Below are 22,738 nucleotides of genomic sequence, written 5' to 3'. Positions count from 1 at the left end.
AAGATATGGATGATGTCGTGCTTTTTTCATGCGCTAAATTGTGTGCTTACCCCAACATTTATTATAGAACCCAAAAATAGCACTCCTTTTGGAGTGCTATTTTCTACTTCTTTGTTAATAAATATATAAAATAAGGTGCACCAATGAGAGCTACCATCACTCCAGCTGGAAGACCGTTCGGTTCTACGATATTCCGACCAATTGTATCCGCAATAAGTAACAGCCAGCCTCCAATTAGTAAACTCAATGGAAGAAACAACTGGTGCCTTGGACCAACAAGAGTACGTGCAATATGTGGTGCCATTAATCCAATAAACGAAATCCCACCAGTCACTGAAACAGCTGATGCAGCAAGAGCCACGGCCGCTAACGTTAGGACAATTCGTTCTTTTTGTACGGACAGACCGACTCCTATGGCTACCGGTTCCCCCAAACCAAGAATGTTTAAGCGATTCGCTTTTATTAACGCAAATGGTATGAGGACAATTAACCAAGGAAGTATGGCCAAGACAAACGGCCAATCCGTTCCCCAAATATCTCCCGCAAGCCATCGAGCGATGAAATCAACTTTGATGCGGTCAGCTGATGAAATCATGACAATCATTGCGCCTGATAATGCCATCGACATTCCGACGCCCACTAATACTAGTTTCACTGGCTGCATGCCCGTTGTTCGGCTATAGGAAAACACATAAATAATAACAGCTGTAAGCAAAGCACCAAGAAATGCAACAAAAGGAAGGGCGTAAATAAATGTACCTGCTTCTGCTGGGAAATAAAGAAAGAATATCGCAACCGCTACACCCGCTCCAGAATTTATTCCGATAATTCCAGGATCCGCTAACTCATTACGTGTAATTCCTTGCAGCAAAGCACCTGAAAGAGCCAAAGCCATTCCGGCTAATAAAGTTATGACGATACGCGGCAAACGCACTGAAAAAAGGACAAACTCCTCTTTAAACTCCCCTTGTCCGAGCAAGGTTGGAATAATGCGGTCGTATGAAACGGATGCGTATCCGAGCCCCATACCGATTACGGCAGTTGCAATAATTAATAATGTGAAAGTGATAAACAAAAGTCTCTGCTTTCGAATGATAGAGGTTTCAATCATGTAAAACTTCGCCCTCCTTTTCGCACAATGTACAAGAAGAATGGCAAGCCCATTATGGCTACGACTGCGGCTACAGGTGTTTCATACGGTGCATTAATCGTACGAGCGACTGTATCCGCAAGAAGCATAAACGCAGCTCCGACTATCGCTGACATTGGAAGCACAAATCGATAATCTGTTCCGACAACCGACCTTACAATATGCGGGACCATTAAGCCGAAAAACGCAAGATTTCCTACGAGGGCTACAGAAGCACCTGTTAAAATAATGACCAGGACAAACAAAATTGATTTAATCAATCGAACGCGTTGTCCTAAACCTACCGCCATTTCTTCACTTAACGAAAGAATGGTTAATTGTCGAGAGCACATGAGAGAAATCGCCACCCCAATTAACACAATCGGGGCAATTAATAATACTTGGTTCCACGTTGTCCCAATCATTCCTCCAGCGGTCCACATAGATACTTGCTGAGAAATTTTAAAATAAATACCTATGCCTTCAGCAATAGCATATAGAAAAGCAGATATCGTTGCTCCTGCTAAAATAATTCGAAGTGATGTGAACCCTTCTGGGTGAAATGAGCTAAAACCGAAAACAAGGATTGCTCCTACAGCTGCTCCTATAAAACACGTCAGCATAACACCAAAGTAATTAACAGATGGCCAAAATGCCACCGTAATCGCTAGTGCTGCATTCGCCCCAGCTGTAAGACCTAACAAACCTGGATCGGCAAGGGGGTTTCGCGTCATACCCTGAATAATAGCGCCAGAAACGGCAAGAGCCGCGCCTACAAGGGCAGCGGCTACTTCTCGCGGAAAACGAATTTCCCGCAACATAATGGCTTGGTCATTCGGTGCAGTGGTGAATATGGCAGATAGGACATCGCGAACATTCGTATCGGCCGCTCCGAAAACTAAAGCCATGCCGAACAGCACAATCATCAGAATCACGCTCACACCAAGTTTAATTGAATATGGAATGCGTTGAATCCGATAATTTAACATGAATTAGTTCCCCAAGAATGACTCTTTAAAGAAGTCTAATTGGTAATCAAGAGTCAATGGATCATTGAAATAAAATTCCATCGCATCCACTGTAAACATTTGATTGTTTTTCACTGCAGGGATGTTTTTAAAGGTTTCCGTTTCTTCAAATGAGTTGTCAGCATCTTTATGCTTACTGAAAATCAAATAATCTCCTGTGAACTCAGGTAATACTTCTGCTGATAATGCATAATAACCGTCAGCTAGAGCCATTTCTTTCACTTTTTCAGGCATTTTCAGACCCATTTCTTGGTACAAGATTTCTGTCCCACGGCCCCAGTTGTCGCCGAATACATATAATTGCTTATCGAAGCTTTCAATTACCGTAACCGTTGAATCTTCACCGATTTCGGCTTTAATGTCGTCCCCTATTTCTTGCGTACGTGTTTTGAATTCATCAACCCACGTTTGAGCTTCTTCTTCTTTATTCAACAATTTACCGATCTCAATATGTTGTGTTAAATAATCAACTTTACCGTAAGTAAACGTAACCGTTGGCGCAATTTCCTTTAACTTCTCTACATTTTTGATGTTAGATAGTCCGACGATTAAATCTGGATCTAATTCTATGATTTTTTCTAGATTTTCATCCGTTACTTCTTCTACACCTTCAAGCTTTTCTTCAAAGCGTGGATTCATTTTTGACCATGAATCAACTCCTACTAGAGGAACATTAAGTGCCATGACGTTACCAGCAAATGAAGATAGAACTAATACGCGTTGTGGATTTGCTGGAACTTCTACTGGTCCGTTTTCCGATTCATAGGTAATCGTTGTTGGCTCTGAATTCTTTTCTTCTTTATTTGCAGATGCTCCTTCTTCTTTAGAACCTCCACATGCTGCTAAAACGAACATTGTTAGTAATGCTATGAATACGAATGAGTACTTTTTCATTTTATGTCATTCTCCTCTAACTAAATTATAGGTAATACAAATGGGTTTTCCTGTACGTGGATCTTCGCCAATTTCAGCGTCGATTTGAAACAACTCGCGCAACACGGGTTTCGTGATAATTTCTTCACTTGGTCCGGACTTAACAATTTTTCCGAACTTCATGCCGATAATATAATCTGCAAAACGGGCTGCGTGGTTTAGATCGTGTAAGACCATCACAATCGTGCGTTTTTCTGTAGCATTTAAGCGTTGCAGCAGTTCTAATATTTCAAGTTGGTGTGCCATGTCGAGGTAGGTTGTTGGTTCATCTAAGAAAATCATATCTGTTTCTTGTGCCAGAGCCATGGCAATCCAGACGCGTTGACGCTGTCCACCTGATAGTGAATCGACTGGATGGGACTTGAAGAATTTCGTACCTGTCACGTCAAGTGCCCAATCTATCATCTCTAAATCTCGTTTAGTCAATTGACCAAAGCGATTTTGATGAGGAAACCGTCCATATGAAACCAGTTCTCCAACTGTTAAGGCCCCTGCGCTTTCAGGTGTTTGTGGCAGAACCGCAATTTTTTGAGCTAATCGTTTCGTTGGTTCTTTGACAATGCTTTCCCCGTCGAGAACTATTGATCCACTTTGATGTGGAATTATACGTGTTAAAGCCTTTAACAAAGTAGATTTACCACATCCATTAGAGCCAATAATCACTGTTATTTGTTCATCTGGAATGGAAATCGAAAGCTCATCGACAATCATTCGATCACCATATCGAATTTGTAAATCCTTCGCCTGTAGCCGAACCATTTGCTACCTCCTTCCCACCATCTTGTATGTATTTTAACTGATAACGATTATCAATTTCATTTACAACGTAACTATAATGGGGTAAGCTAGAACTGTCAAGAGGATTGAATATAAAAAATAATTGTCAGAATTTAATGCAAGTTGAGGAAGGATTGAAGAAGGAATGAAACAATCAGAACTTTATGATGTAACGATTATTGGTGGAGGTCCAGCTGGACTATATGCCAGTTTTTATAGTGGGTTGCGTGGTTTAAAAACAAAGATTATTGAATTCCAACCTCAACTTGGTGGCAAAATTCATGTTTACCCCGAGAAAATGATTTGGGACGTTGGCGGACATCCCCCACTTCCTGGCGCAATGTTAATCGATAAACTAGTTGAACAAGGTTTAACCTTCCAACCAACCGTCGTATTAAACACAAAAGTGGAAGCCATTCACCAAGGCGATGATCGAATTTTTGAACTCGTCACTGATTCGAATGAACATCATTTCTCTAAAACTATCATTGTGGCCATTGGTAGTGGCATTTTAACTCCACAGAAACTTCAAATTGAAGGCGCTGACCGATTTGAGGTGAGCAACTTAAACTACACAATTAAATCGTTAATGCACTTTAAAGATAAAACGGTTGTTATTTCAGGTGGCGGGAATTCAGCCATTGACTGGGCTAATGAACTCGCTCCGATTGCAAAGCAAATTATTGTTGTCTATCGAAAAGGAGACTTTACCGGTCATGAAGCACAAATATCCAAACTTTTTGAAAGCAATGCCATCTGTCTGTTCCACAACTCAATCTCAAAACTGATTGCATCAAGTGACAATTCTAGAATTGAAACGGTTGAAATCACACATGCGACTACCGGTGAAAAACAATACTTAGCTGTAGATGAAATCGTCATTAATCATGGATATGAACGGGATATTGCCTTACTTGAAAACAGCCCCGTTCAAATACAATTAGCGAATGGATCGTTTATTGAAGGAAGCACGAACAGTGAAGCTTCTGTTCCAGGGATCTTTGCAGCGGGCGATATATTAAAGCACGAAGCAAAACTAAATCTCATTGCAGGGACTTTCCAAGATGCTGCGAATGCTGTGAATAAAGCGAAGCAATATATCGAACCAGAGGCTGCCAGTGTAGCAATGGTTTCGTCTCATAACGATGTCTTTAAAACGCGCAATAAAGAACTGGTGAAAGAGTTATTAAAAGAAAATGTTCATGCTTAAGCTACTTATTTTGAACCATAAGAAAAAGGGGCTATCTTAAAAGTCATTTAGTGACTTAGAGATGGTCTCTTTTCAGTCATGGCATGATTTTCACTTCAACGCACTTTCATGTTTCGAAGATAGCGGAGCAATGCAAATCCCTCTTCAAACACTAGTGTTATATTGAGCTACATGGATGGCATGCGCAGCAGGTTAGCAATAAGACACTGAATGTTTATTGTCGCTTTTGAAAGATATAGTGACGGATACGAAGCATGATATGTAATAAGTAGGTAACATAAAAATAGCTGCTCTAAGATGAGCAACTAAAATGAAGAATCGAATTTTTAATTTTTAAAAATTAGTTATGTACTTGAAGTTTGTTTCCATTCGGGTCATAAAAGCAAAAAAATTGATGTCCTCCATCTTCTTGAATGGATTCTACTATTACATCTTGACTTAATAAATATTCGTAGAGTTCATTAATATTTGGAGTTGTGAAACCAACAGAAAATTCTGCTTGACCATCTTTGAGAAAGTGGCCTCGTGAATTCATGTCGGCTTCTACTAATACTAACAACGGACCGGTTTCAAGCTCAAAAACAGCTAATCCATCTCTAGTAAATCGTAATTTGAACTTAAGACATTCTGAATACCATGACACGGATTCATTAAGATCGACAACCGGAATTCTAAAATAGTGGATACCATTGATTAGAGAATTACTCATATTGTTCCTCCTTAAAAAAAATAAACTACTTATAATTTCTCTAATCTTATATAAATATCCTTTTTTTATTGAATATTTTTAGAACACAGTTTGGTCCTACTACGACATAACTTTTTTTATTATTTATAAAGGTTTTTCTAACGAGTTGTAGAATTATGTAAAAGAAAATTAATAGAAAGGGTGAAATGTTAATGAATTCAATTGCTTCTCCAATCGCATGTAAGGTAAATAATGTTTTTATCCATGTTAGTAACTTAGAAAGATCTGCAGAATGGTACAGTACACTACTTGGATTATCCTTTAATAAGGATAATGTTTCATCTCCCGTTTATAATATTCCTATTACAGCTGAGACTGGACTTACTTTAGACGACCACACTTTCGATCCAAGCTTTACCTTTAATCCTTCAAACCATGTATTATTTAATTTTTTCGTCGAAGATATTGATGAAGCATACAGATTTATAAAAAACAAAGAAATAACAGTTGTTAGAGAAATTGAGCGTATTGGTGATTTTGCCTATTTTAACTTTCTCGATTTAGATGGAAACGTATTAATGATCTGTAATTGTTAAATGGCTTGAACAATGGTTTGAATTATCCACCAGTGCTCTTTTTTTATTGCACAATTTTACTATTCGATGCTTTAGTTAAAAAGACAGAAAAAAACGAGCTTGGACATGCTACTCCAAGCTCGTTTTCCTATACAAATCAATCATTAATTTTAATTAACCTATTAAACAAACAAACTTAAAAGCAAAATAAAGCCTAATCCAGCAACTGATATAATTGTTTCTAGTAATGTCCATGTAGCAAACGTTTCTTTAAGGGTTAAACCAAAGAACTCTTTGAACATCCAGAAACCTGCGTCATTTACATGGGAAGCTATTAAACTACCAGCTCCAGTTGCAAGAACTACTAAAGCTAAATTTACATCCGTAGTGCCTAACAAAGGGATGACTAAACCGGCAGTCGTTAGAGCTGCAACGGTTGCTGATCCTAAAGCGATTCGCAAAATAGCAGCGATTATCCATGCTAATAAAATCGGTGATAAAGTTGTATCACTAAACAATTCAGCAACGTATCCTCCAACACCACCATCGATTAACACTTGTTTGAAGGCACCGCCACCACCGATAATTAATAACATCATCCCAATACTAGCAATTGCACTAGAACAAGAATTCATTACTTCTTTCATTGGAATATTTCGTGCTAATCCCATTGTGTAGATTGCTAATAATAGTGACAGTAACATAGCGGTAGATGCGTTCCCTATGAAGCGAACGATTTCAAATGTCATATTATCTGGAATGTCCATTGTTTGTTGAACCATCGTAATAACGGTTGCAATCGACATTAGAATAACAGGAAACATTGCCGTGAATACACTAATACCAAATCCAGGTGTGTCTTCTAGGTTAAATGTTTTTTGTTCTCCTAAAGAGGCAATATCACCTGTTCGGTTAAATGAATCCGGAACAAGTTTTTTAGCAATCTTCGTAAATAAGGGACCTGCTAGAATTACCGTAGGGATGGCGATAATAAAGCCATATAGCAATACTTCCCCAATATTTGCCCCATATTCACCGGAAATAACGGTCGGTCCCGGGTGAGGTGGTAGGAAACCATGGGTCACCGATAAGGCTGCAGCCATTGGAATTCCTAAATAGAGAATAGATACTTTTAATTGTTTTGAAATGGAGAAGATAATTGGAATTAATAATACTAAACCAACTTCAAAGAATAATGCCACACCGATAATGAATGAGGCAACGACAACTGCCCATTGGATGTTTTTCGGTCCAAATTTATCGATTAAGGTCATTGCAATACGTTGAGCCCCACCCGCATCTGCAATTAATTTACCTAGCATCGCACCAAGTCCAAAGATTAATGCTAAATGTCCAAGCGTTCCGCCTAAACCCGCTTCAATTGATGTAACAATACTGCCTAAAGGCATTCCTAATCCTAAAGCAACTCCAAAAGATACAATGATTAATGAAACAAATGTATTTAGTTTTAAGCCCATAATCAGAACGAGTAAAGATACAATTCCGATGGCAACAATAAATAACGGCATTTTTATTTCCCCCAATTTTAGTTTGTGTTTTTAGATAATCCTCTTTGATACTTTGCAATGCTTGCATACTCTTTTTCTAAAACTCTTGATACATTAATGAAAATTGGTAGTAATTCTCGGTATTCTTGTACATCTTCTTCGATTGGTGTGTGTTTATGTGTACTGCCAATCATGTCAGATACAACATCAAATGATTCGATTTCTCCTATTGCGTATAATCCTAAAATACAAGCCCCTAAACATGAGCTTTCATAGCTTTCAGGGACAATCACTTCCAAATCAAATATGTCAGCCATCATTTGACGCCATACATCTGACCTTGCAAACCCTCCAGTTGCTTGAATTCGAACTACCGGTTCATCCATTACTTCCAGCAAGGCTAAAAATACGGTGTATAAATTGTAAATAACACCTTCAAGAGCTGCTCGAATCATATGTTCTTTTTTATGGGACATTGTTAAACCGAAAAACGAACCGCGTACATCCGGATTCCATAATGGTGCTCTTTCACCCGCTAAGTATGGATGAAACAGAAGTCCATCCGCTCCAGGTCTTACGCGTTCAGCAATCTTGATTAACACTTCATACGGATCAATACCTAATCGTTTTGCGGTTTCTACTTCTGAAGACGCAAACTCATCACGAATCCATCGAAGGACCATTCCTCCATTATTAACTGGCCCACCAATAACCCAATGCTTTTCCGTTAAGGCATAGCAGAAAATTCGTCCCTTTTCATCCGTTTGGGGACGATCAATAACTGTGCGAATAGCTCCACTCGTACCAATCGTTACAGCTACTTCTCCTTTTCCAATGGCATTTACACCAATATTAGAAAGCACGCCGTCACTAGCACCAATCACAAAAGTTGTTTCTGAACTGATTCCAAGCTGCTTGGCAAATTCTGCGTGACAGTTTGTGAAAGTCTCTGTTGTAGGTACTAACTTCGATAATTGCTCGCTAGTAACACCTGCAATCGATAAAGCTTCTTTGTCCCAATCTAATTTTTTCAGATTCATCATCCCCATAGCTGAAGCTAAGGAATGATCAACAACGTATTGGTCAAATAACTTTTTAAAGACATATTCTTTAATACCTATATACTTTTTCGCTTTACTGGCGATTTCCGGTTTTTCATTCACAATCCAAGCCAATTTACTTAAAGGGGACATCGGATGAATCGGTGTTCCTGTCCGTTTGTATACTTCGTGTCCATTCATTTCTTCTTTAATTTTCCGCGTCCAAGCTTCACTTCGATTATCCGCCCAAGTAATACATTGTGTAAGTGGCTGATCATGCTCGTCCATCGCAATTACACTATGCATGGCACTACTAAAGGAAATGAACTGTAAATCTTCAGAAGATATGTTGGATTTCGCTATAACTTTTGAAATTACATGTAGAACTGCTTGGAAAATTTCATCTGGATCTTGCTCAGCTGTCGATATATCCGGTGTGTGCAATGGATATCCCTTGTTTTCTTGTTGAATGATTTCACCTTGTTGTGTAAATAAAACCGCTTTCGTGCTAGTTGTACCAATATCTACACCTAACATATAGTTCGTCATTGATTTTGCTCTCCTTTTGTCGTGAGCATTTGTTGAGACATCCAAAGATCATCTACGGTACCTTGTACGTCATCAAAATTCTGATGCATAGCTTGAATCATGATATCTCGATCCTTCTTTTGTATCGCTTCAATATACAGGTCGTGATTCTTCAAGATGCGAGAAAAATCTTCTATCTTTTCCTCTAGTCTCATCCGCATGGACAACAGAATTAAACTCTCCATAACAGGTTTTGCATTATTCCAAATCAAGTAAATGTAAGTATGATTAATCGAGCGAATGACCGTCTCATGGAATAAAACATCTTGGTATGAAAACTCATCCGCATCTTTATATTTAATCGCTACTTCCATCATTTCACGGATTTTACTCAGTTCTTGCACTAACTCCGTTGTATCTATCTTTAATATACGTTCATATACAAACGTCTCGATTAATAGACGCACATCATATAATTCTTTAATATCTTGTTCATTTAATCCGATAACGACAGCACCCATTCGCTCTAAACGAATCATGTTTTCGGATGCTAATGTTTTTAAGGCTTCCCTAATGGGTGATCGACTCACTTCAAATTCCTGAGCTAATTTATTTTCTGATAAAACGGTACCCGCTGGTATCATGCCTGAAATAATTCGAATACGTAATTCAGATGCTAAACGCACTCCCGTGGAAGCGTTTCCAATCCACTTTAAAGGAAATAAGAATTCTTCACGTTTTTCCATACTCTCAGTCCTTTATTCATATTAGGTATACTTGTATACAAGTATAATAGTAGAGAAACTCAAAAATGTAAACGCTTTTATCTTGGGTAGTTTTATTGTAATTGGATATTTATGTTAAAATGTAAATAAGTTAGTGAAGGAATGTACTTAAACTTACGGAGCAGGTTAGTAAATAAAAATTTAATTCAAAAGGATTGAACTAATGATTTTTATTATTGATAAAAACCCCAAAAATGAAACGTTTGAGGCGTTAATGGATTTAGCATTCGAAACTTGCACTGAATTTCATCTAGTTTTAAGAAGAGATATGGGGAATATTCGAGCATTAGATCCTATCTTAGATAAGTTTAAAGGTTCGCTCAAAGAAATGAAGCTTGAATCAAAATGGGCAAGTACAATCTTGGAAGACGATAATAAAGCAGAAGTTTACTATTACCATGCAGATGAAAATGCCAAAAAAGTTGTAAAAGAATTGTCAAACTCATTGTATGAATGGTGTTTGTCAGGACCTAATGTATTACCTGAAGATTTATCATTTTTTAAAGATGACAGTGTTTGGTTAGTTAATTGTGCACATGAAAGAGAGAGCTATATAAATACGGATGATGAAGATGAAATTCAGAGGTTAAAGAATATTAAAGGATTAAAGATTAGTGAATATCCTCGGTAATTATGTAAAAAACCTTTTCTTTCTTCGACTATTCTGTGCCTCAAAGCTCTGTTATTTAATTATTAAGAGATAGGTAGTTGAATTAGGACTTACAACTAAATAAGTAGTAAGGAGTGTATGTAATAATGTGGCGTTTCTTAATGGGTATTACATTATTTATTCTCCTCATTTCAGGGTGTCGATCAAATAACATTGATGAAGATGTAAATGATGAACAGAATGACAATAAAAGTATTATAGAAGTGGTAAGCAAACATGGTCACATTCAAAATCTCGACGCTTTAAATACATTTGTAGAAAATGTTAAGAATCAACTTAAATCTGAAATCAATTATGTTCGTTATGGAATAGAGGGTCAACGTGGAGTAATGACACTAACATTTAACAGTGAAAATATTAATGTTTTTCATGAAGTGGATGGGAATTTTATAGAAGAATATAAGTGTAAGGATGTAATAGTAGAAACAAACGATGATGTTAAAAAATATATACTTATTCAATGTTCAGGTGATTTCGAAGGGGATTTTGAGTTATTAGAAGTTTCGACTAAGCAGTTCAATTAACGAAGTAATTAGTTCATAAACAGGAACTTTTCAAAAAAAAAGTGAGTTGAGATTGGCTCTCCGAACAATCATATTGGTAAAAATGATATCTTTTAAAAATAAACCCTCTTATTTTGATAAAACTTAATTCAAAATAAGAGGGTTATATATTTTAATTATTGAGGATTCTTTATAAATTTCTATCTACTAAAGAAAAATAATGATCCCTTTTTTTATTTAGCAACGCCTTCAAATTCTTCAATAACTTTGTTGAATTTGGTTTGAGTTTCTGAGACTGTTATTTGTAAATCCTCTGTAATTTTACTAACCTTTTCTACTTCCATGGTAATATTCTCTACATTGGTATTCACATTTTTGATGGCATCATCAACATTACCAGCCAATTTTCGGACTTCATCAGCTACAACTTTAAAACCTCGTCCTTCTTTTCCAACTCGGGCTGCTTCGATCGCTGCATTTAATGCCAACACATTTGTTTGAGTTGAGATATTGCGTATGGTTTTAGTTATTTCAATTATTAAATCAGTTTGTTTTTTTAGTGATTCAACTGCTTGAATTTTTTCTTTAGAATTTTGAACAACTAGACTTACTAATTCTATTGGCATATCCTTTAATTGACCGATGATTTTTGCCGTGTTATTTTCTCGTTCTGTAATATTGGTTGCTATTTTAAGAACAGCATCAACTATTCCATCTTCATTTAAAATTGGAATATAAGTGGCTTCTAACCAAAGTGAATTGCCCGTCTTATCGACCCTTTGAATCTTCTCTTGAAACTTATTCCCTTTTTCAAGATTCTCCCACAATTCTTCATACTTTCTACTGCTACTGAATTCAGCAGTACAAAATTGTTTATGCTGCATATTCTTCATTTCATCAACTGTATATCCCATATTCACTGCGAAATTTTCATTTACCCAGATAACTTCTCTATTTATATTAAATTCTATCATGGCTAAATTTGATTCGAGTGCTGCTAAAACAGATGTTTGATCTAAAATTTGAGTGCTCCTAATACTACTTGAAATAATACTCATAACCATAAACTCCCTTTGTTAAAAATGTTAGTAACTATATTGTAACAGTTACTTTGACCTATTTTAAAATTATTCAGAAAAATATATTAGTACATTAAGGCTAATTATTAAATGATAGGAATTTTCTTTTAAATGTGTAAAATTTGGTGTAAATAAATAGAAAAAGACCTTTTAAAATTAAGTAAACATAATCAAATCTTCCCTATGAACCCGTTTACAACAGATATTATCCAATAGTCTAGGCTGATAATCCAATTACAGTATGCTTTAATTTCGAATTGTTTAATAAATATTCAGCCTAAAAAAATACGCCCAGAAAAATCTGAGCGTTTTTATTTAACATATATATTACCAATATATATTTAAAGTATATGCGAATTAGATTGTCCATAAGGATTAATTTCAACGCCTATAATTCAATTTTGAATTTTTGTGAATCGCTTAATTTATTTTCATCCTTATCATATACATCACTAGTTGTAATCTCAATCCATTTAAGGTCTTTAGAAGATTCTAAAATAAAGCCTAGGTTGCCCTTTTTAGTTGTGTTACCGTCTATTTCACCGTTTAAATCTTCAAGATAAATATCTTTTTCCCAATCAATTTTCTCACCTGTGTTAGTTTCGATCATTGCTATTGGAGCAAAATTCACTTTTTCTTCGGACATATTTTCTGTTTCAATAAATACTTTTACAAAATTAAATTCCTCTTCATGTGTCAAAACATGAAAGTAATCAACAAGGCTGTAATCCGGCCTCAAGTGAATAACCTTCATATCTTTCACACGAAGTTCAATCGGACCAACAGGGTAAGTCTCATTCACAAGATTAATCGCCTTTAAAGTAGCTTCCCCTTTTTCATCTGAAACTTCTTGGCCAACTTCCAGTAATGAACGATCATCTGTCACTTGTGGATTTGAAGAGTAATCATTTAAATAATCGTCTTCTTTCTGTTTTTCGCTTTCAGAAACAGAACTGCTTTGTACGTTACTAGAACAACCATATAATAAAAGGGATACAAGTGTAATAAGGATAAATATATTTTTCAAGTAAAACCCTCCGTTTTTTAAATTTAGCAATAAAGAAAAAAGGACTGACTCCATATCTAAATGTCAGCCCCCATACTTTCTTTCTCTGGTTTATTATTTATCGTTAATAATAGTTTTATTTTTCTTTTTACCTTTTTCTAAGATATCAAAAACGTTTTTTGCAATGTCGATATTGTCAATTTGACCCGCAAAACGTTGTGCAGATGGTCCAAAGGCATAAACAGGAACATCTTCACCCGTATGGCCGCCAGTAGTCCAACCAGTGCTAGAACGGGTGTCGAAAATCTTTTCAATTGCATTATCAATATCGATACCTTTTTTAGAAGTCGAAGCATCTTTTATAGATTTAATTTCCTCTGTAGTTAAATCAAGTTCAATATATTTTTTTAACGTTTCTTCAACATCAGCACCATTCACAATTTCTTCTGCCATGAAATCAGGTGTTTTTTTTGCTGCTTTAATTGGAGCACCATCCCAGTTATATATACCATTTGCACCAATAGAATAACCGCCTGTAGAGTGGTCAGCAGTTGCGATGACTAGTGTATGCTTGTCCTTTTTTGCAAAATCAATTGCTGCTTTAAATGCTTTTTCAAAGTCTTCCATTTCACTCATCGCAGAAACGATGTCATTGTCATGACCCGCCCAATCAATTTGGCTTCCTTCTATCATTAAAAAGAAACCATTTTCATCTTTTTTTAAACGATCAATTGCAGAGTTAGTCATTTCTTCTAATGATGGAATGTCCTCTGTACGGTCAATCATCTTTGGCATTCCGCGTTTCGCGAATAACCCAAGAACCTGTTCGTTCTCATCATTTAATAGCTCATCTTTGTTAGTTACATAACTAAAGCCGTCTTTTTGAAATTCTTCAACAAGATTTCGATCGTTACGAACAAATAAATCAGTTCCTCCACCAAGAAGAACATCCACTTTATGTTTACCATTTACCAGGTCATCATAATAATCATTTGCAATAGCATTCATATTTTTACGACTTTCATCATGTGCGCCAAATGATGCAGGTGTAGCATGTGTAATTTCAGAAGTTGCAACAAGTCCAGTTGCTTTCCCACGTTCTTTTGCAGATTCCAATACTGTTTTCACTTCGGATCCATCATTATCAACCCCGATGGCATTATTGTATGTTTTAATACCAGCAGACATTGCTGTTGCAGCGGAAGCTGAGTCAGTAATATTTTGAACAGGATCTTCTGGATAGGTCATTTGTTGACCAACAAGATATTTATCAAGCTCTGTTCGATTCGCGAATTTGGAGTCAGAGCTATCTTGTAAATAACGATAAGCAGTTGTATATGATACGCCCATTCCATCCCCAATAAGGACAATAACATTTTTTATTTCTGCATTGTTTGACTTTACTTCTTTTGCCTCAGCGGTAGAAAAAGTTCCTCCTAAACTACCAACTGCAACTGTAGTCATTACTGCCAAGGGTAAAAGTTTTTTTTTCAATTTTTTATTAATCATTATGTTTTCCTCCTCCTCTTATCTTGAATTTATTATATTTCTCTAGTATTAATATGATATTAATTGGGTGTAACGATATTGTAAGTTGAGTGATAGGAGGTAGAAAGAATCAGAGAATGGTTTTTTTATAAGTAAATGAATTCAGTGTAATTACTAAAAAGGGGGTCCCGTATTATAAAACTCTTATTTATTGTATTAATAAAACTGTAATTAATATCGTCATAGTAAAATACTAATAGAATGACCACTGGAAGAATTTACAGGAGGTTTACAATCTTGAATTATCGTTAATATAATTACTTAAAAAAGCGTCAATCCTTTATGGATCAACGCTTTGTCTATTGATTATTAGGTTGGCTACATATTTTTACTTTGTTGAAGAAGTTTAGATTCTCCAGTACGTTCCCATTCTTCTACCGTCTCGTATGCTTTTTGAGGCGAATACCCTTTACCTACAAGAACCCCCATTAGAATAAATTCTTGAAGAATGTGTGTAGCGTTTATGCCTCTTTTCACATCTTCTAATCCTTCATCGACTAGATATTCCGTATATCGTACCCATTCATCAGGAGTCCTTCCAGAAATATCGGTATTTCCATTGCCATGACTATGCTCTTCTTCCGCAGCTAGTGCTTCTGCTTTTGTTTCATGAACAGTACCAAATGGATGATTTGGAGGAGCATAAATCGAGTAAAGTCTTAGTGGTTCATTACCTGTGTTGGTCAAATTGTGCCATGTGCCAGCAGGTATTAAGATTGCAAAATCATCATAAACATTTCTCTGGAAATTTAATTGATCTCTACGTTTGCCCATTTGAACAATTCCCTGACCTTGTTCAATACGAAGAAATTGATCCACGTTAGGATGCATCTCTAAACCAATATCTTCTCCAGGGTTTAGACTCATTAACGTAACTTGAAGATGATCTCCAGTCCATAAAGCTGTTCGATACGTGTCGTTTTGTTTCGTTGCTTCATTAATATTAACAACATAAGGTTTTGGTCCATAATCTCTTAATAAAATATTCTCAACATTGTTTGAAATGTCGGTTCCTTGAGGAAAAGCTTGGTAAGGATACTGTCTGCCGCAGGTACACATGGGTACATGAACGTAATGAGGACACTGGTACATATGAGGAACATAGTACATTTTCTCAATCCCTTCACAGTTTATACAAATAACGTATGCAACTGAGGAATGGGATGTACTTCACATCCTCCACATAATCTGTCGCGATTCTTGGATAATATGGCGTTTGGAGCTTTTAATATAGCGTTCCAAACCGATAATTTGGCGCAACAATCCATTAATTTGGCGATAGCCAGTGATTTATTGGCGATAGACCAAATTCATTCTGATGCTTCTGCAGACGCAGAAGCTTCATTCGCATAGACAGGGTTTTAACACAATGCGACCAAACTACACACTAATTGTTTGGATAACTACACAGTTCTATTAAAGTGCCATCTGTTGAAACGGGATTTAAATAAATGAGTCTTCTTCCCCGAATATTTGTACGGAGCGTGTCTTCTAGAAATCGAACTCCATCTTTTCGTGCCTCCAGAATCGCTTGGTCCAAATCGTCCACTCGATAAGCGATGTGGTGTACCCCTTTTCCTCGCTGCTTTAGAAATCGAGCAATTGGGGAGTTCTTGTTAGTTGGAGCTAATAATTCAATTATTTTATCATTCGTTTTAACAACAGCAACATGTACTTCAACACCAGGTGCATCACTTGTATAGCGATCCTCTAGTACACCATTTAGTACATTCAAATAAAAGGGAAGAGCGTCGTCAATATTTCGAACAGCAATTCCTACGTGATCGAGAACATATTCCATTACGTTGCCTCCGTTCTGTATATAAATCCTAAATGTATCTTTCATCAATGTTACACGTATAGATAGATAAAATGACCGATTGGAGCTAATAACATGGATCTTATTTTATGGATTACAGTTTTATCTGGCACTTTTATCGCTATTTACGCAGCTAAAAAAAGAAAAAGCAAATAATGAACCCACTTGATGTGGCACTTATTTAAGAAAATAGACTCCTTATGAGGGAGTCTAAGTCAATCACATTAAGTCGAACACTAAATCCAAGTCTGTCATCTTCATGTGGCAGACTTTTTCATTCCATAATCTTCTTAAGAAGTTGTAAATCTTTTTCATTTGCTCTTTTCAACTTTTTACGCAGCTCTATGAAACATTATCTTTTTTTCTCGGAGCAGTATAGATTCTTCTTTAATTATAGATTTTCTTGAGAACTTACATGCTTTTCTTTTCAATCCAGTTATTATAAGTTTCTTTTATACCGTAAAGGTTATCAATATTTTGTACCGCAAAAACAATCTTTTCTACACATACCTCTAGTGACTCTGTTTCTGTATTTACGGTAACATCGTATACTTCGCTTTGTTGATGGACATAGTTTAGTTGACCCTTACCCTGTCCAAATGGTCTATCCATTCTTTGTAATTCCCTTCTATCAAGCTCCTCTTCAGAACAATAAACACCCACAAATAAGATGGGATAATCATGTAACTTCGTTAACAAATCATCCATCGTTTCATCATTAAATAGAATTTGATCTACAATTAAATTCACTCCATAATCACTGAACATCTTTATATTGTCATGGAAAAGAAATTCAGTATTGACCGGAATTAGTCTCCCGTTTTCAATACCCCGCTCTTCCATCACTTCTATTATTTTGTCATACTCATCAATACTAAAATGATGATATTTTTTTAACTTTTTAAGTAACTCTTTGGATAATGAAGATTTCCCCGAACTGGATACTCCATTAAGAATAATAATTTTCCCTTGTTTCATTTATTCTTCTCCTTGCAATAATTGGGTTATAGGTACTAACCCTTTCCAAAATCAAACTTGCCTGTGGACACTTATATAGAATTCTAAATCACTATCATTTAATATTGAACATTAAATCCAAGTCTGTCATCTTCCTGTGACGGCTTTTTTTATTCCATAATCTTCTTAAGAAGTTGTAAATCTTTTTCATTTGCTCTTTTCATCATTAAACCCATGAAAGGTTTTGCCAGTATAGAAAAACCAGTAGGTGTTCCTTGGTTAATCAGAGACATCCTAGTGGATTCAGGACCGTCATTCTCCCACTCGTAAATCGTCATCATAGGAAAAGGACCATTGGCAGTCTCCATGACAAGCTTTTTCATAGGAATGAATTCCTTAATTTCATATGTGTATGCCAGGTCCCGCCCTAAGAATTTAGCATGAAATGCAATTTGATTACCCACTTCCAGCGATTGACCAGTTTTCCATTCGGCAGAATCAATATTTTTATACCACAAAGGTGCATTATCAGGAGCAGCCGAAAAATTCACTACTTCCTCTAACGGTCTATGAATCAGTATCTTTGTTTTCACTTTAAGCACTAGTAATTCCCCTTAGATTATAGATTTTATTGGTTCGAGGTAGAAAACCATTAACTATATGCACTTAAAATTGCTAACCGCTATAGTCACCACCACATTATCTTTATCCATTTTAGGACTGATGCCACACCTCTGGATTCTTTCCTTCTACATAATTTTTTAAGATGTACATTAGAGAGCCCCATGTTGTATTAATCATAGGGTAACCACCCTCCATCGAATCCCATCCAGAATGATTAAAATTCAAAATCGTATCTCCATTATCATTTGCATTCAATTCAAAACGGATTTTTGTACCTTTCCATCTTGGCATATCATGCTGGGCAGTCCATTCAACCAACTTCCCTTGTTCAAGCTGATCAATATGCATTAGGAATACGGCTTTACGATTATAAAAACCAAATTCAGCGACGCTTCCTACTTCAGGTTCAACTTTTGCATCCGTTGTCCACCAATTCTTAATTCCTTCAGTCGTGGTAATGGCCTCATATACTTTTTCTGGAGTTGCATTAATTGTGATTTGATGTGGCATATTAATCATTTTATTTTTCCCCTTATGTCATATTTTTTAAATTCTTGATACCTGAAATGTGCTCACTATAAATCATAGAGAATGTATTTTAAGCTAAATATGATTTCAATCCTTCATGTAAGAAACTTGTCCAACCGTGACTATGATTATTCGCTTCCGCTTCACTTGGTAAGTCTTTATGAGTTATGACTAACTCAGTAGACTCATTTTTATTAATAAAGTCAACAGTCACAACTGTATTAGGAAACTCATCATCTCCATTTTCCCATTTCCAAGTAAATACCAACTTTTCATTTTTAACAATCTCTAAATATTGACCTGCAATTATATGAACTTGTCCATCTGGAGAATGCATATTGTATTTATATTTCCCATCTACTTCAACATTCATTTCCACGATTTTCGTTTTAAAGCCCGCAGGTCCCCACCATTTTTCAAGTTCTTCTGGTTTCGTCCAAGCATTAAAAACTCTTTCCGTTGGAACAGAGTACGTATTACTTAATTGAAGAGTAAAATTTTGTGCGTTATTCATTGTAATCACTTTTCATTTCCTCCTTTTTCTTCTTCAGAATTCAATAAATACTTCTCTAAACTTGATAACTGACTCTCCCAGAATGATTTCAAGGTATCAATCCAGAGCGCAGCGTCATCAATCGCGTTTGTTTGAAGATAATAATATTTATTCCTTCCCACCTTTCTAAACGAAACTAAATCGGCATTTTCTAAAATCTTCATGTGTTTTGAAATAGCTGGTAAAGACATATCAAATGGTTCTGCCAATTTCTTGGTAGTTTGCTCTCCTCTAGATAATTCTTGGAGTATTGCTCTTCTTGTTGGATCTGCTAAAACAGAAAATACTTGATTGAGTCGGCCTTCATTATAGTTAACCATGTGGTTAACTATAATTCATCTTAAATATAATTGCAATGTTAAGTTGAAAATTAGAGAATCTAACCAATTAGAAATTTTTTCAAGCATAAATAAACCTCGAACTTTGAACAAAGTTTGTTCAAAATCCGAGGTTTATCTATTTTTTTTGTTCATTTATACAATACAAAATTCAACTTCAAGCATAGCATTCGTTAGTACAGCAAGTAATTGCCTTACTTTATTAAAATATTAGTACTAGTGTAATTAGGACATTTTTTTAAGATATGCTTCCTCAAGGATTAACTTTAAATTCTCACCTCTTTTGGAAGTAAATGAAGTCCAAAACTTCTCTCCTATTTCAGCAAGTTGTTTAGGAGTGTATTCATTTTTATCAAATTCCCCCCAACAACCATCCTCTGTTAACTTGTCCCAAAACATATAATCGGCAAATCTTCGATTTTCTGGTGGTACATCCGAACCCATTGAATCCAACTTCACTAGTTCAGGGCATAACCACATTGCAGTACATACAGATAATAAGCCTGCATGTATCTCTTTAAGTCCTTCTAATCCAACTTCTTTTAGTGCTTCTTCCCATGCTAAATGACGATATGTTGTAATTACGATTAACTCTGGATATTTAAAGTTCATATGCTTTACAAAAGCTGACTCCCAATATGCTCCACCATGTCCGTTGCATAAAACAAATTTTTTAAAGCCTTGTCTATTTAGATTCACTATAATTTCTTCTAACATTGCTGTTAAAACATTTGGACTAACAGTGATTGTACCTTTATAGTTTGCGTGTTCTTCAGATGTATTAAAAGGAATAGTGGGTAATACATAGGCATTTAATAATTCGCCAAATGATTTTGCATATACTTCTGCTATCAGAGTATCTAAATGCATCGGTAGGTTAGGACCAAATTGTTCCGTTGCTCCAACAGATAATATAGCTATCTCTGTTCCACTTTCGTCAATCTCTCTGGTAGAATTTTTGTAACTAAGCATTGTAACCTCCGATTAAAAACTCATTAATATTCCATTTACTTCTTTTATTAAAATTACATCAAAACCGCGACCAATATATTTCCGCATTTAACATCTTACATGTTTACGTTTAAAACCAAGTTGCCCTCTGTCTAAGGCTTTTTGAATGTTTTCGGAAGCAAGTAGGATACTGGTTTTTTTCTTTTCTCGATTGATTTCGACTGGTCCTATTGCTTTTGCAGTTTCAACCGCTCGTTCATGGAGAGGTACATATGATATTGCAACAGTGTAGACAAAATTATTCATAGAAGATTTCGTTCGATCTGGTGAATCATGAATTGTTTTTTCCACCTGTTCCAGCATACCGGCAAGTTTGCTAGTACTGAATTCCTCATCCTTTCGATTCCCCAAAAGCCAGCAATAGCAACTCCAACCTGCCGACATTCTAAGTTCTTCACCGCTTGCGATCCATTTATCTGCAACGGCTTGTGCGAAATCAGTTTCAGCTAAAGTAACCGAAACTACATGATCGGAAAGCATATAAAAATAAGCTGCATCGATCCAACGCTCGAAATCCGACTCAGTCATACTCGTCGTATCCGCAATCATGCCGGCCAAATACATAGCGTCGTAATTTCCCGTCGCATAAAGTTGTTCAGCTATAAGCTGATTCCCTTTTATTTTTTTAGCAATCGGCTTCATTTTACCTGTAGCCGCGCCAAATAGAGGTTCTTGTGCACCGTTACTGATATAACTCTTCTTCATTCGTTCATTACTAAGTGCTTCTAATTCCTGCATAGCCATTTCGAAATCCGTCATATTGATTTTCCTCCTTTTTGATAAACTGCATTGTTATTTTTAAACTTACACTTAACTTCTGCAATCATCCATTTTAAGTTCACTAGTATTCTGCTCAAAAAGATCCAAAGCTGTCGATGATATTACTTGATAGTCTTCTTCTAACCATACATTTATATCACTCACATAATCTTTTTTGAAGATGATAGAAGACAAGCATTTTATTATTTTGTAAGAAGAATAGGGATGGGGGAAATTCGGATCGTTTTTTGCATCGTTCAGGAATTTCTTTAAGATTAAGTGATTTTTGGAATAAATAAATTCTACTAATTTTGCTCGATATTCTAATGCATCGGATTTCAATTCGGGAAAATGTGTGTAGTCATATAAATGCTGAGCTTCGTGTTTCAAGTAGGATACCTGAAAACTGTCGCCATCTAAGTTCTTATAACGCTTCAAATTACAATACAAACCATTTTCATTTGCCCACCCACCGACAGCTCTATTGTTAAACGATGCGTAACCCATCCAACCTTCCAATAAAAATTCTGACATCATATGTACAGATACTGTAATCATTTGATTTGGTATTTCAACATCAAAATTCAATGTCTCCATACGCTTCCAAATATATGCGCCTCTAAATGGTGGCGTAACTCCACCCAAGAAATAATATCCTTTTTCAGAAAAAATGGAAGCCAACTGACTTTCGGTTTCATCGATATCAAAAGATGATTCTATGTTTAAATGCATTTGTAAACTTTTATTCAGATTTAACTCAGCTACACTCATTTCTTCTGCATTTGTTAATACTGTTCGAAAATAATCATGATAAGCTGACAAGACACCTTTAATCCAGGAATCTTCCGTCAGAATATTTTCATATGCATTTTGAGAGAAAAATCTTTCGTTATATTTCTGCTGTAGTAATTCAATTTCTTTTGTTTTTGGCTGAATACAATTAAGGTATTCCATTGCTGAATTTATATCTCCTTGAAGACACAGCGAATAAAATTTATCCATTTATTTCATCCCCTTTAGCAATAGCAAATGTTTTACTCAGACTTTGACTTTCCAACAGTATTATTCCGTTTTATTGTTATCAAAACAAAAAAATCTTGTATCTTTTTACATTACCATATTCTAGATTCAATTCCTTTTAC

At 35.8% G+C, this 22,738-nt stretch carries 26 protein-coding genes; 5 read left to right on the top strand and 21 right to left on the bottom strand.

Going from position 1 to position 22,738, the window contains the following annotated elements; all coding sequences use genetic code 11:
• Positions 1–103 precede the first annotated feature (103 nt).
• Genes ACHUE4_RS15295 through ACHUE4_RS15280 form a run of 4 tightly spaced genes read right to left on the bottom strand, consistent with a single transcriptional unit; the run spans position 104 to position 3,849 of the window.
• Positions 104–1,111, bottom strand: coding sequence for a FecCD family ABC transporter permease (locus ACHUE4_RS15295; protein WP_394191588.1), 1,008 nt, complete (start codon positions 1,109–1,111; stop codon positions 104–106).
• On the bottom strand, positions 1,108–2,118 hold the full coding sequence (locus ACHUE4_RS15290; protein WP_394191586.1) for a FecCD family ABC transporter permease: 1,011 nt from the start codon (positions 2,116–2,118) through the stop codon (positions 1,108–1,110). The genes ACHUE4_RS15295 and ACHUE4_RS15290 overlap by 4 nt, the downstream gene beginning before the upstream one ends.
• 3 nt (positions 2,119–2,121) lie before the next feature.
• The gene (locus ACHUE4_RS15285; protein ID WP_394191584.1) at positions 2,122–3,051 is read right to left on the bottom strand and encodes an iron-hydroxamate ABC transporter substrate-binding protein; all 930 of its coding nucleotides are present in this window, start codon (positions 3,049–3,051) and stop codon (positions 2,122–2,124) included.
• A gap of 6 nt (positions 3,052–3,057) precedes the next feature.
• Positions 3,058–3,849, bottom strand: a complete 792-nt coding sequence (locus ACHUE4_RS15280) for an ABC transporter ATP-binding protein (protein WP_394191582.1) — start codon at positions 3,847–3,849, stop codon at positions 3,058–3,060.
• Between the two features lie 163 nt (positions 3,850–4,012).
• Here ACHUE4_RS15280 and ACHUE4_RS15275 point away from each other — a divergent pair, with 163 nt between their 5' ends.
• A complete protein-coding gene (locus ACHUE4_RS15275) occupies positions 4,013–5,077 on the top strand; it encodes an NAD(P)/FAD-dependent oxidoreductase (RefSeq protein WP_394191580.1) in 1,065 nt (354 codons plus the stop codon).
• Positions 5,078–5,417: 340 nt separating this feature from the next.
• Here the strand turns inward: ACHUE4_RS15275 and ACHUE4_RS15270 are convergent, their stop codons facing one another.
• Positions 5,418–5,786, bottom strand: a complete 369-nt coding sequence (locus tag ACHUE4_RS15270) for a VOC family protein (RefSeq protein WP_394191578.1) — start codon at positions 5,784–5,786, stop codon at positions 5,418–5,420.
• A gap of 191 nt (positions 5,787–5,977) precedes the next feature.
• On the opposite strand from ACHUE4_RS15270, the gene ACHUE4_RS15265 reads away from it, so the two are divergent.
• Positions 5,978–6,361, top strand: a complete 384-nt coding sequence (locus tag ACHUE4_RS15265; RefSeq protein ID WP_394191576.1) for a VOC family protein — start codon at positions 5,978–5,980, stop codon at positions 6,359–6,361.
• 161 nt (positions 6,362–6,522) lie between these two features.
• Here ACHUE4_RS15265 and ACHUE4_RS15260 read toward each other — a convergent pair whose 3' ends face one another.
• Genes ACHUE4_RS15260 through ACHUE4_RS15250 form a run of 3 tightly spaced genes read right to left on the bottom strand, consistent with a single transcriptional unit; the run spans position 6,523 to position 10,162 of the window.
• The gene (locus ACHUE4_RS15260) at positions 6,523–7,869 is read right to left on the bottom strand and encodes a GntP family permease (protein WP_394191574.1); all 1,347 of its coding nucleotides are present in this window, start codon (positions 7,867–7,869) and stop codon (positions 6,523–6,525) included.
• Between the two features lie 17 nt (positions 7,870–7,886).
• Positions 7,887–9,437, bottom strand: coding sequence for a gluconokinase (gntK, locus tag ACHUE4_RS15255; RefSeq protein WP_394191572.1), 1,551 nt, complete (start codon positions 9,435–9,437; stop codon positions 7,887–7,889).
• Complete coding sequence (locus ACHUE4_RS15250; protein WP_394191570.1) at positions 9,434–10,162, bottom strand: GntR family transcriptional regulator; 729 nt, start codon at positions 10,160–10,162, stop codon at positions 9,434–9,436. Before ACHUE4_RS15250 ends, gntK begins: the two co-directional genes overlap by 4 nt.
• Before the next feature lie 202 nt (positions 10,163–10,364).
• Here ACHUE4_RS15250 and ACHUE4_RS15245 point away from each other — a divergent pair, with 202 nt between their 5' ends.
• Both ACHUE4_RS15245 and ACHUE4_RS15240 read left to right on the top strand, forming a co-directional pair.
• Positions 10,365–10,832, top strand: coding sequence for a stage III sporulation protein AH (locus ACHUE4_RS15245; RefSeq protein ID WP_394191568.1), 468 nt, complete (start codon positions 10,365–10,367; stop codon positions 10,830–10,832).
• A 125-nt stretch (positions 10,833–10,957) separates the two neighbouring features.
• Entirely contained in the window at positions 10,958–11,395 is a 438-nt protein-coding gene (locus ACHUE4_RS15240) for a DUF4362 domain-containing protein (RefSeq protein WP_394191566.1), read from the top strand.
• Positions 11,396–11,607: 212 nt separating this feature from the next.
• Here the strand turns inward: ACHUE4_RS15240 and ACHUE4_RS15235 are convergent, their stop codons facing one another.
• The 4 genes from ACHUE4_RS15235 to ACHUE4_RS15220 form a co-directional block, all read right to left on the bottom strand.
• Entirely contained in the window at positions 11,608–12,432 is an 825-nt protein-coding gene (locus ACHUE4_RS15235) for a methyl-accepting chemotaxis protein (protein WP_463510140.1), read from the bottom strand.
• A 409-nt stretch (positions 12,433–12,841) separates the two neighbouring features.
• The gene (locus tag ACHUE4_RS15230; RefSeq protein ID WP_394191562.1) at positions 12,842–13,480 is read right to left on the bottom strand and encodes a hypothetical protein; all 639 of its coding nucleotides are present in this window, start codon (positions 13,478–13,480) and stop codon (positions 12,842–12,844) included.
• A gap of 93 nt (positions 13,481–13,573) precedes the next feature.
• Entirely contained in the window at positions 13,574–14,968 is a 1,395-nt protein-coding gene (locus ACHUE4_RS15225; protein WP_394191560.1) for an alkaline phosphatase, read from the bottom strand.
• Between the two features lie 357 nt (positions 14,969–15,325).
• Positions 15,326–16,117, bottom strand: coding sequence for a cupin domain-containing protein (locus tag ACHUE4_RS15220; RefSeq protein ID WP_394191558.1), 792 nt, complete (start codon positions 16,115–16,117; stop codon positions 15,326–15,328).
• A 48-nt stretch (positions 16,118–16,165) separates the two neighbouring features.
• Between ACHUE4_RS15220 and ACHUE4_RS15215 the strand changes: the two genes are divergently transcribed.
• The gene (locus ACHUE4_RS15215; protein WP_394191556.1) at positions 16,166–16,360 is read left to right on the top strand and encodes a hypothetical protein; all 195 of its coding nucleotides are present in this window, start codon (positions 16,166–16,168) and stop codon (positions 16,358–16,360) included.
• 34 nt (positions 16,361–16,394) lie between these two features.
• On the opposite strand, the gene ACHUE4_RS15210 is transcribed toward ACHUE4_RS15215, so the two are convergent.
• The 9 genes from ACHUE4_RS15210 to ACHUE4_RS15170 all read right to left on the bottom strand — a co-directional run bounded on the left by ACHUE4_RS15210 (position 16,395) and on the right by ACHUE4_RS15170 (position 22,598).
• Positions 16,395–16,808, bottom strand: a complete 414-nt coding sequence (locus tag ACHUE4_RS15210; protein ID WP_394191555.1) for a VOC family protein — start codon at positions 16,806–16,808, stop codon at positions 16,395–16,397.
• 429 nt (positions 16,809–17,237) lie between these two features.
• A complete protein-coding gene (locus ACHUE4_RS15205; RefSeq protein WP_394191553.1) occupies positions 17,238–17,804 on the bottom strand; it encodes a phosphotransferase-like protein in 567 nt (188 codons plus the stop codon).
• Positions 17,805–17,953: 149 nt separating this feature from the next.
• Positions 17,954–18,385: an SRPBCC family protein gene (locus tag ACHUE4_RS15200; RefSeq protein WP_394191551.1), complete on the bottom strand. Its 432-nt coding sequence runs from the start codon at positions 18,383–18,385 to the stop codon at positions 17,954–17,956.
• Between the two features lie 112 nt (positions 18,386–18,497).
• Positions 18,498–18,926 carry an SRPBCC family protein gene (locus ACHUE4_RS15195; protein WP_394191549.1) on the bottom strand — a complete coding sequence of 143 codons (429 nt, stop codon included), beginning with the start codon at positions 18,924–18,926 and terminating at the stop codon, positions 18,498–18,500.
• A 79-nt stretch (positions 18,927–19,005) separates the two neighbouring features.
• Positions 19,006–19,449 (bottom strand): SRPBCC family protein, encoded by a 444-nt coding sequence (locus ACHUE4_RS15190; protein WP_394191592.1) that lies wholly within the window; start codon positions 19,447–19,449, stop codon positions 19,006–19,008.
• A gap of 5 nt (positions 19,450–19,454) precedes the next feature.
• Positions 19,455–19,808 (bottom strand): ArsR/SmtB family transcription factor, encoded by a 354-nt coding sequence (locus ACHUE4_RS15185; RefSeq protein WP_394191547.1) that lies wholly within the window; start codon positions 19,806–19,808, stop codon positions 19,455–19,457.
• A 243-nt stretch (positions 19,809–20,051) separates the two neighbouring features.
• Positions 20,052–20,798, bottom strand: coding sequence for a creatininase family protein (locus ACHUE4_RS15180; protein ID WP_394191545.1), 747 nt, complete (start codon positions 20,796–20,798; stop codon positions 20,052–20,054).
• A gap of 87 nt (positions 20,799–20,885) precedes the next feature.
• Positions 20,886–21,596: a DNA alkylation repair protein gene (locus ACHUE4_RS15175; RefSeq protein ID WP_394191543.1), complete on the bottom strand. Its 711-nt coding sequence runs from the start codon at positions 21,594–21,596 to the stop codon at positions 20,886–20,888.
• Between the two features lie 51 nt (positions 21,597–21,647).
• On the bottom strand, positions 21,648–22,598 hold the full coding sequence (locus ACHUE4_RS15170; RefSeq protein WP_394191541.1) for a hypothetical protein: 951 nt from the start codon (positions 22,596–22,598) through the stop codon (positions 21,648–21,650).
• Positions 22,599–22,738 lie beyond the last annotated feature (140 nt).

This window comes from Paenisporosarcina quisquiliarum, assembly GCF_043641925.1.
GTDB lineage: Bacteria > Bacillota > Bacilli > Bacillales_A > Planococcaceae > Paenisporosarcina > Paenisporosarcina quisquiliarum_A.
Note: the sequence above shows the minus strand (reverse complement) of the source record. Positions and strands in the feature narration are given on the sequence as shown.